Source organism: Polaromonas sp. P5_D5 (assembly GCF_054049435.1).
On the sequence record NZ_JBFUMJ010000004.1, the window covers coordinates 73,604 to 87,177 of the forward strand.

Here is a 13,574-nt window from a genome sequence, read left to right on the forward strand (position 1 = left end):
TGGCGGGCCCGTCGGGACGAAAGGCCTCTGGATGAGGTCTTTTGCATTCTGACACCGCCCCCCATGCTATAAACCGGAATCGTCTGGAGACATTCACCCATATCTTGCCGCATCAGATCCGCTGATGCATTGATGCAGTGACCACAACAGTTTAATGAAGCGCGGTTTCTACACCATCATGGCGGCCCAGTTTTTCAGCTCGCTGGCTGATAACGCGCTGTTTGTGGCCGCCGTGGAGCTGCTGAAAACCAGCGGCGCGCCCAAATGGCAGCCGGCGGCGCTGGTGCCCATGTTTGCGCTCTTTTACGTGGTGTTGGCGCCTTTTGTAGGCGCTTTTGCCGATGCGCGCCCCAAGGGCAACGTCATGTTCGTCAGCAACGCCATCAAGGTGATCGGCTGCCTGATGATGCTGTTTGGCTCCCACCCGCTGCTGGCCTATGCCATCGTCGGACTCGGGGCGGCGGCTTATTCGCCCGCCAAATACGGCATCCTCACCGAACTCCTGCCGGCTTCGCAGCTGGTCAAGGCCAACGGCTGGATTGAAGGCTTGACGATTTCGTCCATCATCCTGGGTGTTTTGCTGGGCGGCCAGCTGGTGGGTCATTCGGTGTCGTCGCTATTGCTTTCGTTTGACTTTCCCATTTTTACTACCGGCATCGACACCGCCCCTGAAGCCGCGATTGCCGTGCTGATCCTGCTCTACATCATCGCGGCCTGGTTCAACACCCGTATCCCCGACACCGGCGTGGAGATGCGGCCCATGCCGCGCAACAAGCTTGAGCTGCTGCCCGATTTCTGGAACTGCAACTCAGCCTTGTGGCGCGACAAGCTTGGGCAGATTTCCCTGGCCACCACCACCCTGTTTTGGGGGGTGTCGGGTAATTTGCGCTACATCGTGCTGGCCTGGAGCGCGGCCGCCCTGGGCTACAGCACGACACAAGCCTCTTCCCTGGTCGGCGTGGTCGCCATCGGCACCGCCGTCGGTGCCGTACTGGCCTCCATGCGCATGCGGCTGGACCAGGCCACCAGCGTGATGCCGCTGGGTATTGCCATGGGCCTTCTGGTCATCTTGATGAACTTCATCGGCAATGTCTGGGTGGCCGCGCCTTTCCTGATCCTGCTGGGTGGCCTGGGCGGCTTCCTGGTCGTGCCCATGAACGCGCTGCTGCAGCACCGCGGCCACAACCTGATGGGCGCGGGCCGCTCGATCGCCGTGCAGAACTTCAACGAACAGGCCTGCATCCTGAGCCTGGGGGCTTTCTACAGCCTCTCTACCGGCTTGGGCCTGTCGGCCTTTGGTGCCATTACCGCCTTTGGTGTGGTGGTGGCCGGCTTCATGTGGGTGATCCAGCGGTGGCACAAAAACAACTGCATCAAGCACAAAGAGCAGGTCGACCACCTGCTGAACATCGCCCGCAGCGATAACTCGCACTAGGAACTGTTAACACTGTGCAGTCTGATGCGACACACGGTGCCGCTGCGAAGGGCACCTCCAAAGCCGTTCTCGCCCTCACACTGAACGCCCTCGTCTGGGGCGTGTCCTGGTGGCCGCTGCGCGAGCTGCAGGGCCATGGCCTGCACCCGCTGTGGACCACGGCGCTCGTCTATGCAGTGGTGGTTACCGGCCTGCTCACCCTGCGCCCCGCCGCCTGGCGCGGCTTTGTGGCCCACCCGCAGCTGTGGTTCCTGGCGGCGGCTTCGGGCCTGACCAACGTCGGCTTCAACTGGGCCGTGACCGTGGGCGATGTGGTGCGCGTGGTGCTGCTGTTTTACCTGATGCCCGCGTGGTCGGTGCTGGTGGCCTGGGTCATGCTAGGTGAAAAGCCCTCGGCCGCCTCGCTGCTGCGCCTCTTGCTGGCCATGACGGGCGTGCTGATCGTGCTCAAATCGCCCGACTCGCCCTGGCCCGTACCCCAAGGTGGCGCCGACTGGCTGGCCATCATGGGCGGCTTCAGTTTTGCAGTGACCAACGCCGTGCTGCGCAAATACAACCACACCCCCAGCGAATCGCGCATGCTGGCCATGTTTGGCGGCAGCGGCCTGATGGCGGCGGCAGCGGCGCTGATGGGTATGTCGCAGGCCCTGGTGCCCGCACCGGCGCTGGCGCTGGCCGGCGTCCCGGTGGTGCTGGGGCTGGCGCTGGCCTTCATGGCCAGCAACGCCGGCCTGCAGTACGGCGCGGCGCGGCTGGCGGCAGGCACCACCGCCATCGTGATGTTGACCGAGATCCTCTTTGCGAGCCTCTCGTCGGCTGCGATGGGCGCTGCCGAACTGACTCCTCGCGTGCTGCTGGGTGGCAGCCTGATCGTGCTGGCTGCTGTACTGGCGGCGACAGCACCGTCGTCTTCGAATGGCGCAAAATCGCACTAAGGAACAAGCCTCACGCTTTCCGATAGCGATTCACAAGGAGACACACCATGGGCGCAGAAAAAACGGTTTACGACTTCCAGGCCAAAGACATCACGGGCAAGGATGTTGCACTGGGCGCCTTCAAAGGCAAAGTCATGCTGATCGTCAACACGGCCAGCAAATGCGGTTTTACTCCGCAGTTCGCGGGTCTGGAAGAGCTGTACAAACAATATGCAGGCAAAGGCCTGGCGGTGCTGGGCTTTCCCAGTAACCAGTTTCTCTCCCAAGACCCCGGCAGCGACGACCAGATCGCCGAGTTCTGCCAGGTCAACTACGGCGTGAGTTTCCCTATGATGTCCAAGATCGACGTCAATGGCCCCGCCGCCCACCCGCTGTACCAGTGGCTGTCGGCCGAGGCGCCCGGCCTGATGGGCATCAAGTCCATCAAATGGAACTTCACCAAGTTCCTGGTCGGCAAGGACGGGAAAGTCATACGACGTTATGCGCCCAGTGACAAGCCCGCAGACCTGGCCAAGGACATCGAGGCTGCGCTAGCGGCCTGAGCCGCCAGCGCCCCGCATCAAGGGGGTTTGGGGCCGGCTTTGACAGCGCGCAAATAATCCGCCAGCGTACGGCCGGCCTCATGGCCCATGCGTTCGTCCAGCACGTCGATCGCGGCCATGCGGTCCACGCGAAAGTTGCGGAAGTCCTGCCGCGCTTCGCACCAGGCGCCCAGCGTCCAGACGCTGCCCCAGTAAAAACAGCCCAGCGGCCAGAGCACGCGCCGGCTTTCACGCCCGGCCGCATCGAGGTAGCGCAAGCCCACCTTGCAGTGCGCATGAATCGCCTCACGCAAAAGCTGCAGGCGGCGCTGCGTGGCCTCATCGGGATTGATCACCACCGCATACAGCGGCACGCCTTCGGCCGCCGTGCGCGCCGCGGGCGGCAGCACCGAAAAAATCTTGCCCCAAGCGGCCTCCGCATCACCCGCCATGGCCGGGTCCAGCCAGGCCTGCGCCAGGCGCACCGACGCAGCCAGCGCATTGGCTTCCTTTTGCGTGAACATCAGCGGCGGCAAATCAAAACCCGCGCCCAGCCGGTAACCCACGCCGGCCTCGCCCTCGATCGGCACACCCTGGTGCTGCAGGTCCGCCACGTCGCGGTAAATCGTGCGCTCGGAAACCTCGAGCCGCTTGGCGAGGAATTCCGCGGTGCTCAGGCGGCGGCCGCGAATCAGCTGGACGAGATGGAAAAGGCGATCGGCGCGGCGCATGGTTTGCAGATGATAGGGGAGCGCCCACCCGGCTATAGTGCAAACCGTGATCACCATGCCACTGCTTCTTCTAATTCTCGCTTGCGTCGCAATCGTGGCGACCCTGGTGATAGCGCCCATCGCATGGTTCCGCATGGTGCGAGCCCAGACGCAGTCGGTCTATTGGAAGAACATGGCGCTCTTTGTGGCGCCTATGCTGTTGACCTTCCTCCTGGCCAAGGCTTCCGGTCTCATACCGGAAGCCTCAGCACCGCCATCCGCGATCCCGACGGCTGAGGATGTCCTGGCAAGCATGCCACCCGGTCAACTGATCCTGCTCTCGCTCATAGCGGTGCTCTGGGTCGGCGGCGGAAATTTACTGCTCTATCTGAACCGCAGGCGGCTCGGGAAGAAATGGTGGCAGGCCCTGAACCCATTCGATCCTCCGTTCAAGGATTTCAACACCGCTGAGTGGCTGGCGCTGGGAGTCCTTGTGGCCGGCTCACTTACTCTTGGAGCGCTTGCTGTTTCGTATGGTCGCGGGGCCTGGTAACCGATCTTCCATGCATAAGCTCACTTGCCTGATCGCCGCAATGCTGGCGACCCTGTCCGTCCGAGCCCTTGCCGCCGACAGCCAATGCTTCGGCACGGTCAGCAAGGGCCGCATCGAAGGCAGCGTCAAGCTGCCGACCAGCGGCCCCAACTTCTCGGTGTACAGCGCGATGGCCGCCACGGCAGGCCGCACGCATGTGCATACCAAGGTCGCGGACGTCATCACCGCGTCCTACGCGGCGCTCCACGCCACCAGCCCATCGACCACCTATGTCTATGGCGAAACGGGCTGGCCTTCCGGCGGGCGTTTCCGGCCGCACCGTACGCATCAGAACGGCCTGTCCGTGGACTTCTTTGTGCCGGTCCGCGACGCGCAGGGAAAGTCCGTGCCGCTACCAAGCAGCATCGGCAACCGCTTCGGCTATGACCTTGAGTTCAATGCCGACGCCCGGTACGGCGAGTACGTCATCGACTTCCCCGCGACCGCCGAGCACCTGTACCAGTTGCACCTGGCCTCGAAGGCGCACGGCGTCGGCATTGCCCTGGTCATCTTTGACGCACCGTTTTTGCCCCGGCTGTTCGCCACGCCGCGCGGCCTCTACCTGAAGCAGAACCTGAACTTCATGAAAGGCAAGCCCTGGGTTCGCCACGACGAGCATTACCACGTGGACTTCGCCATTCCGTGCAAATCCGGCGCGGGCTAGCAAAACGGCAGCTGGCGCAGAGCGGCAAGCGTCATAGGCACTGGACATGACCTCCAATATGATGGAAAATAAATTCCATCATGACAGAAGCCCCCTCCGGCCTGAACCAGCGCATCGCCGAGCGCGTACGCGAGCTGCGCGCCGCCAAAAGCCTGTCGCTTGACGCGCTGGCAGCCAAAAGCGGTGTGAGCCGCTCCATGATTTCGCTGATAGAGCGCGGCGAAAGCAGCCCCACCGCCGTGGTGCTGGAGCGTCTGGCCACCGGTCTGGGCGTGATGCTGGCCTCACTGTTCGATGCGCCCGCCGCCCAGGCGCCCGCCAGCCCGGTGGCGCGCCACGCTGAGCAACTGCAGTGGCAGGACCCGGCTTCGGGCTACCTGCGGCGCAACATCTCGCCGCCCGGCGTGCCGCAGCCCATGCAGATCGTCGAAGTGCATTTCCCGCCGGGCGGGCGCGTGGCGTTTGAAACCGGCGTACGCGATGCGCGTGTGCACCAGCAGGTATGGGTGCTCGAAGGTGCCATCGACATCACCATAGGCGACGAGCGCCACGCGCTGCGCGAGGGCGACTGCCTGGCCATGCAGCTGGACCGGCCCACCATGTTCCACAATCCCACGCGAAAGCCCGCGCGCTATGCGGTGGTGATCGCCACCGAAGCGGCTTGAACACCATGATGAACACTACACCCTGGTCGCTGCGGCGCCTGCCTGCCGTCAATGACGAACAGATTGCCGGACTGGTCGATGTGCTGATCGACTGCGTCGAAGGCGATGCCTCGGTGAGTTTTATGCACCCGCTGTCGCGCGAACGTGCCGCGGGCTTCTGGCGCGATGTAGCGCAAGGCGTTGCCGCGGGCGAACGTGCGCTGCTGGTCGCCGAGGATGCACAGGGTATCTGCGGCACGGTGCAGCTGGTGCTGGCCCAGCCCGAGAACCAGCCGCACCGCGCCGACCTGGCCAAGATGCTGGTGCACCGCCGCTGCCGGCGCCAGGGCCTCGGCGAGGCCTTGATGCGCGCCGCCGAAAGCATGGCGCGCGACTGCGGCAAGACCTTGCTGGTGCTGGACACCGTGACCGGCGATAACGGCGAGCGCCTGTACCAACGCCTGGGCTGGCAGCGCGTGGGCGTGATTCCCGGCTATGCGCTGTTGCCGCGCGGCGGCCTGGTGGGCACCACGGTGTTCTATCGCGAGCTGACCTGGTAACTACAGGTCCGGGAACAGTGCCATGGGGCGCATAGGCGCAGCTGCTGTACCAGCCGCCTCAAAGTCCAGCGCCGCGAGGTCCGCGCGCATGGCCCGCGCGACCAGCCGCATGTCGTGGTCGCTGACCTCGAACAGGCCGAAGCGAAACTTGTAGCCCCAGTGCTGGCGGCTTTCCACAAACTCGAACTCGTCCAGCCAGGGCAATATGGACACCTCCCGCGCGGCCGCATAGGTCACGTCGCGGCGGAAGGGTACAAAGCCGCCGCCCATGTCGAAGGCATACGGCTCGCCGGCCCGCACCACGCCGATGGAAACAAAGCGCTGGAATTTGTCTTTGCCGCCCATGGTCAGTGCGGGCGAGTAATAAGCCACGCGATCCCCAGCCAGCACCCGTTTAAGCGGAGCGCATTTGCCATGGCACACCTGCATGTAGCCGTTGTGCGGATCTGCGCAGCCGCGCCGCGCATGTTCGGCACCGGCGACGGCTATCCAGTTCTTGCGGCCCATCACGCTCAAGCCGCGGCGTGCAGGCCGACGCGGTTGCCGTCCAGGTCGGTGATGTGCGCAAAAAACCCCAGACCGGGCGGCAGCGCCTGGCGCGGCAAGGCGACCTTGCCGCCGGCCTTGACGGCGCGCGCCAGTGCGGCATCCAGCGAAGGCGAAGCATCGAGGTAAATCAAGGTGCCGCCGGACGCCGGAGCAGGCGCTGTGGGGCCGGTCAGGATCGCGCCACCCACGCCCTCCTTCGTCTCATAGGGAAACACCGCGCCTTCGGACGGGCCCATGGGCTCGCGGCGCATCTTGCACTCGAGCACGGCTTCGTAAAAGGCCTGGGCTTTGTCGAGTTGGGTGCTGGGGATTTCAAACCAGGTGATGGCGTTTTTCATGGGAGGCTCCTTGTGTTGAAGAAGCCTTGATGGTGCCGAGGGGCTACTGACAACGTGGTGTCAGGAGGGTGTTGGCCCCCACGCTTTTCACTTCGCCTTCGGCTGCGTGTAATGCGCTGCCCCCCGAGGGGGCGCTGCGCCTGCGGCCCGGCTAAGCCGGTTCCGCGGCCCCGGCTGGCTGGTGTTCGCTCCCCTTCAGGACTTCAGCGCAGCGTCGAGCACTTCGACCCAGTGCCGCACCGGCGTTGCCGTGCCGCTTTGCAGGTGCGTAATACAGCCGATATTGGCTGAGATGATGGTTTCGGGTGCAGTGGCTTGCAGGTTGCCGAGCTTGCGATCGCGCAGTTGATACGCGATGTCGGGCTGCAGCACGGAGTAGGTGCCAGCCGAACCGCAGCACAGGTGCGACTCACCGGCCGCCAGCTTGACGTTAAAGCCGAGTGCGCCCATTAGCGTCTCGACACCGCCGCGCAGCTGCTGGCCGTGCTGCAGCGTGCAGGGCGGATGAAACGCCAGCGTGCCGGCTTGCGCCCTGACCTTGCCCTGCAGCTCACCGACCAGCTCCGGCATGAGCTCGCTGAGGTCGCGTGTCAGCCCGCTGATGCGTGCGGCTTTGGCCGCGTAGGCGGGATCGTCCCTGAGGAGGTGGCCGTATTCCTTCACGGTGACGCCGCAGCCCGAAGCATTCATGACGATGGCTTCAACACCGGCGCCCTCGCCAGCGTCCACGTGCGGCCACCAGGCGTCGATGTTGCGCCGCATTTCTTCCTTGCCGCCCTCCTGGTCGTTCAGGTGAAACTTGACGGCGCCGCAGCATCCGGCTTTTTGCGCCACCACCGTTTGTATGCCGGCGGCGTCGAGCACACGCGCCGTGGCGGCATTGATGTTGGGCATCATGGCGGGTTGCACGCAGCCTTCGAGCATGAGCATCTTGCGGGCGTGCTGGCGCGCGGGCCATGGGCCGGCGGCCTGCCTGGCCGGCACCTTGTTTTTGAGCGATGCGGGCAAGAGGCCGCGGACGGCTTGCCCGGCCTTCATGGCGGGCGCAAAAAGCGGCGACGGAAGGCCTTCCTTGAGAGCCCAGCGCACGACACGCTCACCGGCCGGGCGCGGCACGCGCTCGTCAACCAGCTTGCGGCCGATATCCACGAGGTGGCCGTATTCCACCCCGCTGGGGCAGGTGCTTTCGCAGTTGCGGCAGGTGAGGCACCGGTCCAGGTGCAGCTGGGTCTTGCGCGTGGGCGCTTCACCCTCCAGCACTTGCTTGATGAGGTAGATGCGTCCACGCGGGCCGTCAAGCTCGTCGCCCAGTAATTGGTAGGTGGGGCAGGTGGCCGTGCAAAAACCGCAATGCACACATTTGCGCAAGATGGCTTCAGCCTCCAGGCCGTCAGCGGTGTTTTTGAATTCAGGGGCGAGGTGGGTTTGCATGGTGTCAGGACCCTTCTTTCAGGGCCAGAGCGAGGGCCTTGCGCCGGGCAGCGCGCCGGAAATCCGCATACAGCGGCGGCAAGGACAAGGTCAACAGCATGAGGGCCAGGGGCACGACCCAGATGAAACCGACGTATTTGAAGCCGGCCGCACCGACCAGGCCGCCGGCAATGAACATGGCCAGCAAGGTGCCGAAGAGCCGCACCTTGATACGGTTGGCGCGCACACGGGACTCCATGGAGCTGGCGGTACGGTTCCAGTAAAACATCTTGCCGAGCTCGATGCCGAGGTCAGTGATGACACCGGTCATATGCGTGGTGCGGATCTGGGAGGACGAGATTTTGCTGACCAGTGCGTTTTGCAGGCCCATGGTGAAGGCCAGCACCAGCACGGTCAGAGGCACGGCGAACGGCGTCTGCCGGTTCAGCGTTGCGCCAAGCAGGCCGAAGACCAGCAAAAGAACTGACTCGAGCAACAGCGGCAGGGCGAACTCACTGCGAAGGTGCCGGTGGCGCGCCCAATTGACCAGCACGGCCGTCACGGCCGCACCCAGGGTGAAGGCCAGCAAGGCGCCCACCGCACCGAGCACCAGCGTCAGGTTCCCGAGGATGAGGTTGTCGGCCACGATGGAGACAAACCCCGTCATGTGCGAGGTGTACATGCTGACCAGCAGGAAGCCCCCCGCGTTGACAGCTCCGGCATTGAACGCAAGCACGCCGCCGAGCAGGCGGTTGATGGTGGGCGTGCGGTGCTGCCCGGTGAGATGGCGCAGGCGACGCATGAACTACCAGCCCGCCGCCATGCGGCCGCGGTTAAGGATTCCGGCGGGATCGAACTCGCGCTTGAGGTCCCGGTGGATCCGGTCCAGCGGCGGCTTTAATGCATCAAATCGGGCTGTAGCTCCCGCTGGCATTGCGCTGACAGCTATAAAAAGAGTAGCATGCCCGCCGGCCTGAGCAGCGGCCGCGCGCAGTGCCTCTGCCTGCCCGGCGCCTGCCCGTACCCATCGCTGGGCGCCATGCCATTCCACCAGCGGCGAGTCGGGCAAATCCGGAACATGGGCCGTTTGCGGCAAGGACAGCCGCCACAAGTCCTGGTCGGCCTGGCGTGCCCGGAACCACGGGTGCTGCTGGTTGCGACAGTCCTGCCAATAGCCGGCAGCTTCGGCGCTGCCTTGTTTCTCGCCGCCCAGCACCTTGCAGGCGGCTTCGACGGCGGCGACAGCGCCGCGCAATCGCAGATAGAGCGTACCGATGTCGGCTTCTTCCGACCAGCAGCTCGCGTTGAGCGGTAAGGGCCGGCCGCCCCAGGCGTTCAGCCAGTCAAGCGCCTGCGCCTGGCTGCATTCAAAACGCAGGGTGGCCTCGGCAGGCGCCACCGGCAGCACCTTGAGGCTCACTTCAGTGAGCACGCCCAAGGTACCCAGGGCACCCGCCATGAGCCGTGAGACGTCATAACCCGCCACATTTTTCATGACCTGCCCGCCAAACGTGAGCAGTTCGCCACGCCCGTTGATGAGCTTGAGGCCCAGCATGTAATCACGCACCGCGCCCACGCTGGCGCGTGCCGGCCCGCTCAGGCCGCTGGCGACCATGCCGCCCACGGTGGCTTTTGCCCCAGAATCGTCAAAACGCGGCGGCTCGAAGGGCAGGCACTGGCCCTGGGCCGCCAGCAAGGTTTCGAGTTCAGCCAGCGGCGTGCCGGCGCGCGCAGTCACGACCAGTTCACTGGGTTCGTAGCTGATCACACCCGCGTATGGCGTCATGTCGAGGATGTCACCTTCCAGGGATTGGCCGTAGAAGTCCTTGGTGCCGCCACCCCGAATACGCAGCGGCGTACCGGCGGCAGCGGCAGTGCGTATTCGCCCGCGCAGGGACTCCATCACATCATCGGTATCTGAAGGCATGGCTGGGATGGTACGTGGGTATCGCGCCTGGGGAGTTGATCTTTTTGCATGCCGCCTGTTCGGTTTTTTCAGAGGCGAAGCTCAATCCTCGAAAAAATTCACCGGCAAGCCGGGCACATCCACCCGCATCGAAAACACGCAGCCCGACTCGGGATAGGCCTGCAGCTCGGCAGCTGGCCGGTTGTAGCGTGCCGTGGTGATGTAAAGCGTTTGCAGGTCGTCGCCGCCAAAACACGGCATGGTCGGGCATTGCGCCGGCACGGGAATTTCAGCCAGCAACTCTCCTGCCGGCGACAGCTTGAGAAGGCGCGCACCTTCAAACATGGCCACCCAGTAGTTGCCCTGGATATCCACCGCAGCGCCGTCGGGCCGCCCGCCGTAACCGGGCATGCCGAACTGCCAGCCAGCGGGTTTGCCGGGCCATTGGTGGAAAACGCGGCGGTTTGCCATGGCGTTGCTGTCGGCATCCCAGTCCCAGGCATGTGTGGTGTGCGTGGGGGTGTCCGTCCAGTACACGGTTGCGGCGTCCGGCGACCACGCCAGGCCATTGGCGATGATGGCGCCGCCTGCCTTGCGTTCTACCGCAGGCACAAGGCTATTGCGGCAGTCGATGGAAAAAAGCTCGGCCACGGACTTGTCCCGTGGTTCGTACATCGTGCCGGCCCAGAAGCGGCCGCGCGGATCGGCCTTGCCGTCGTTGAACCGCGTCGTGGCAGTGTCATGGCCGGCCCGCATGAGTTGCTGGAGCTCGGCGCCCCACTCGCGGGCGCGGTAAATGCCGTCGCGCAATGCGATCACCAGGCCACTGCCTTGCCCCTGTGTACGGGCCGGCGCAATGCTGCCGGGCTCCGACGGCATGGGCCAGCTTTGTACCGTCCCCATAAAGACGTTGCAGCGGTGAATCTGCCGGCCTGGAATGTCAACCCAATACAGCATTTGCTCGTCGGGATGCCAGAACGGCGATTCACCCAGTTCACTGGGTTGTGCAACAACGGTTTGCCATGTCATGCGGCGTTCCTTGAAAGGCTGAAAAGTGGATAGGCACCCAAGGTTAGCACCGGCAGGGCCACAGCCGGAAACGCCCCCGCAACCCAATCCCGGCGATCATGCAACGCCCACAAGGCACGCGCCAAAAAAAACAGCCCACCGGCTTGCGCCAGCGGGCTGAACATCCAAAGGAGATACTCAATCAGGGGGCTGCCCTGGGGCAGCCCGAATTCGTCTGACTATGAATTAACGGTTGTAGGCGGTCTCACCATGCGAGGTGATGTCCAGGCCTTCGCGTTCGTCTTCTTCGCTGACGCGCAGGCCGATCGTGAGGTCAACCACCTTGAAGGCGATGAAGGAAACCACACCGGACCAGACGATGGTGATCAGCACGGCCTTGGCCTGGATCCAGACCTGGCCGGCGATGGTGTAAGCGTCAGGCGTCACGGCCGTGGCGGTCACCCAGTCACCCACGAAGCTTGGGCCACCCAGGGCTGGCGAGTTGAAAACGCCGGTGAGCAGCGCGCCCAGAATACCGCCCACGCCATGCACGCCGAACACGTCGAGCGAATCATCGGCGCCCAGCAGTTTCTTCAGGCCGTTCACACCCCAGAGGCAGGCGAAGCCGGCGATCAGGCCGATGATCAGGCCGCCGCCGATGCCGACGTTGCCGGCTGCGGGCGTGATGGCCACCAGGCCGGCGACGGCGCCGGACGCTGCGCCCAGCATCGAGGCCTTGCCGCGCATCAGCGCCTCACCGACGCACCATGCCAGCACAGCGGCAGCGGTAGCACCCAGCGTATTGATGAAGGCCAGGGCGGCGAAGCCGTTGGCTTCCAGGGCGGAGCCGGCGTTGAAGCCGAACCAGCCCACCCACAGCAATGCGGCACCGACCATGGTTAGCGTGAGGCTGTGAGGGGCCATGGCTTCCTTGCCGTAGCCGATACGCTTGCCGATGCAGAAGGCGCCGACCAGGCCGGCGACAGCGGCGTTGATGTGCACCACAGTACCGCCCGCAAAATCCAGGGCGCCCATTTGCCAGATATAACCGCCCTTGGCGCTCATGGCGTCGGCGACTTCCTTGCCGGTGTAGGCGTCAGGGCCCATCCAGAACCAGACCATGTGGGCGATAGGTGCGTAGCTGAAGGTGAACCAGATTGCCATGAACAGCAGCACTGCGGAGAACTTGATGCGTTCGGCAAAGGCGCCGACGATCAGCGCGCAGGTGATGCCGGCAAATGTAGCCTGGAAGGCGGCGAACACGATCTCGGGGATCACGACACCCTTGCTGAAGGTGGCGCCATTGGCAAAGGTGCCCGCAACGTTGTCCCAGATGCCCTTCATGAAGAGCCGGTCGAAGCCGCCGAAGAAGGCGTTGCCTTCGGTGAAGGCCAGACTGTAGCCATAGATAAACCACAGCACGACGATCATCGAGAACGTCACCATGACCTGCATCAGGACCGACAGCATGTTCTTGCTGCGGACCAGACCGCCGTAGAACAGCGCCAGGCCGGGCACGGTCATCATGATGACCAGCAGCGTGGAAACCATCATCCAGGCGGTGTCGCCTTTGTTGGGAACGGGCGCAGCGGCAGCCGGTGCAGAGGCTGCTGCTGCAGCGGCGGGTGCTGTCGCTGCGGCAGGCGCGGCGGCGGAAGCAGCAGCTTCAGCCGGCTTGGCTTCTGCGGCGGAAGCGGCGGGTGCAGCTGCCGGGGCCTGCGCCATCACGGCGCCGGTCGTCAGCAGGCTCAGTCCCAGTACAAGGGAGGCAAGTAGTTTTTTCATGTCTATGTTCTCTTCGTTTTTTGGGGTAAGCCTTACAGCGCTTCCTTGCCGGTTTCACCGGTACGGATGCGCACGACCTGCTCGAGGTTGTAAACAAAAACCTTGCCGTCGCCGATCTTGCCGGTGCGGGCGGCGCCCTCAACCGCTTCAATCACGCGATCCACCAGCTCGTCGGAGACTGCTGCTTCGATCTTGACCTTGGGCAGAAAATCGACGACATACTCGGCGCCGCGGTACAGCTCGGTATGGCCTTTCTGGCGGCCGAAGCCTTTGACTTCAGTCACAGTAATGCCTTGCACGCCAATGCCGGAAAGCGCTTCACGCACTTCGTCCAGCTTGAACGGTTTAATGATGGCCGTTACGAGTTTCATTTTCAGGTTTCCTCCAGGGATGAATAGGGAAGCAGCATCGTCAAGCACCACCTCAGCCGGATTAAGGCTTTTGTACGAGTCATTGCTGATGGAGTCTCCGTAGAAGCTCCAAAGGTTGGCAACTTGCGTGGACTTCTTAGCAGGTA

The 13,574-nt window shown here is 64.0% G+C and carries 16 protein-coding genes; 7 read left to right on the plus strand and 9 right to left on the minus strand.

From position 1 onward, the window contains the following. Positions 1–154: 154 nt before the first annotated feature. From lplT to ACXJKE_RS16800, 3 genes are read left to right on the plus strand one after another with little or no spacing between them, the layout of a single operon-like run. Complete coding sequence (gene lplT, locus ACXJKE_RS16790; RefSeq protein WP_457281735.1) at positions 155–1,435, plus strand: lysophospholipid transporter LplT; 1,281 nt, start codon at positions 155–157, stop codon at positions 1,433–1,435. Between the two features lie 14 nt (positions 1,436–1,449). Beyond that, positions 1,450–2,370: a DMT family transporter gene (locus ACXJKE_RS16795; protein WP_457281736.1), complete on the plus strand. Its 921-nt coding sequence runs from the start codon at positions 1,450–1,452 to the stop codon at positions 2,368–2,370. A 47-nt stretch (positions 2,371–2,417) separates the two neighbouring features. After that, a complete protein-coding gene (locus ACXJKE_RS16800) occupies positions 2,418–2,912 on the plus strand; it encodes a glutathione peroxidase (protein WP_457281737.1) in 495 nt (164 codons plus the stop codon). Positions 2,913–2,929: 17 nt separating this feature from the next. Here the strand turns inward: ACXJKE_RS16800 and ACXJKE_RS16805 are convergent, their stop codons facing one another. Beyond that, positions 2,930–3,622: a helix-turn-helix transcriptional regulator gene (locus ACXJKE_RS16805; RefSeq protein WP_457281738.1), complete on the minus strand. Its 693-nt coding sequence runs from the start codon at positions 3,620–3,622 to the stop codon at positions 2,930–2,932. A gap of 55 nt (positions 3,623–3,677) precedes the next feature. Here ACXJKE_RS16805 and ACXJKE_RS16810 point away from each other — a divergent pair, with 55 nt between their 5' ends. From ACXJKE_RS16810 to ACXJKE_RS16825, 4 genes are all read left to right on the plus strand, one after another. Further along, a complete protein-coding gene (locus ACXJKE_RS16810) occupies positions 3,678–4,154 on the plus strand; it encodes a hypothetical protein (RefSeq protein ID WP_457281739.1) in 477 nt (158 codons plus the stop codon). Positions 4,155–4,164: 10 nt separating this feature from the next. Beyond that, entirely contained in the window at positions 4,165–4,857 is a 693-nt protein-coding gene (locus ACXJKE_RS16815) for a penicillin-insensitive murein endopeptidase (RefSeq protein WP_457281740.1), read from the plus strand. An 80-nt stretch (positions 4,858–4,937) separates the two neighbouring features. After that, positions 4,938–5,522 carry a helix-turn-helix domain-containing protein gene (locus tag ACXJKE_RS16820; RefSeq protein ID WP_457281741.1) on the plus strand — a complete coding sequence of 195 codons (585 nt, stop codon included), beginning with the start codon at positions 4,938–4,940 and terminating at the stop codon, positions 5,520–5,522. A gap of 5 nt (positions 5,523–5,527) precedes the next feature. Continuing rightward, positions 5,528–6,061 carry an N-acetyltransferase family protein gene (locus tag ACXJKE_RS16825; RefSeq protein WP_457281742.1) on the plus strand — a complete coding sequence of 178 codons (534 nt, stop codon included), beginning with the start codon at positions 5,528–5,530 and terminating at the stop codon, positions 6,059–6,061. Here the strand turns inward: ACXJKE_RS16825 and ACXJKE_RS16830 are convergent, their stop codons facing one another. The 8 genes from ACXJKE_RS16830 to glnK form a co-directional block, all read right to left on the minus strand. Then, positions 6,062–6,568, minus strand: a complete 507-nt coding sequence (locus ACXJKE_RS16830; RefSeq protein WP_457281743.1) for an EVE domain-containing protein — start codon at positions 6,566–6,568, stop codon at positions 6,062–6,064. A 5-nt stretch (positions 6,569–6,573) separates the two neighbouring features. After that, positions 6,574–6,948, minus strand: coding sequence for a VOC family protein (locus tag ACXJKE_RS16835; RefSeq protein WP_457281744.1), 375 nt, complete (start codon positions 6,946–6,948; stop codon positions 6,574–6,576). A gap of 195 nt (positions 6,949–7,143) precedes the next feature. After that, a complete protein-coding gene (glcF, locus tag ACXJKE_RS16840) occupies positions 7,144–8,379 on the minus strand; it encodes a glycolate oxidase subunit GlcF (protein ID WP_457281745.1) in 1,236 nt (411 codons plus the stop codon). 4 nt (positions 8,380–8,383) lie between these two features. Next, complete coding sequence (locus tag ACXJKE_RS16845; protein ID WP_457281746.1) at positions 8,384–9,160, minus strand: YoaK family protein; 777 nt, start codon at positions 9,158–9,160, stop codon at positions 8,384–8,386. Positions 9,161–9,163: 3 nt separating this feature from the next. Continuing rightward, positions 9,164–10,285, minus strand: a complete 1,122-nt coding sequence (gene glcE, locus ACXJKE_RS16850; protein ID WP_457281747.1) for a glycolate oxidase subunit GlcE — start codon at positions 10,283–10,285, stop codon at positions 9,164–9,166. 81 nt (positions 10,286–10,366) lie between these two features. Continuing rightward, a complete protein-coding gene (locus tag ACXJKE_RS16855) occupies positions 10,367–11,293 on the minus strand; it encodes an SMP-30/gluconolactonase/LRE family protein (protein ID WP_457281748.1) in 927 nt (308 codons plus the stop codon). A gap of 225 nt (positions 11,294–11,518) precedes the next feature. Then, positions 11,519–13,057, minus strand: coding sequence for an ammonium transporter (locus tag ACXJKE_RS16860; protein WP_457281749.1), 1,539 nt, complete (start codon positions 13,055–13,057; stop codon positions 11,519–11,521). A 32-nt stretch (positions 13,058–13,089) separates the two neighbouring features. Beyond that, positions 13,090–13,428 (minus strand): P-II family nitrogen regulator, encoded by a 339-nt coding sequence (gene glnK / locus ACXJKE_RS16865; RefSeq protein ID WP_077591625.1) that lies wholly within the window; start codon positions 13,426–13,428, stop codon positions 13,090–13,092. Positions 13,429–13,574 lie beyond the last annotated feature (146 nt).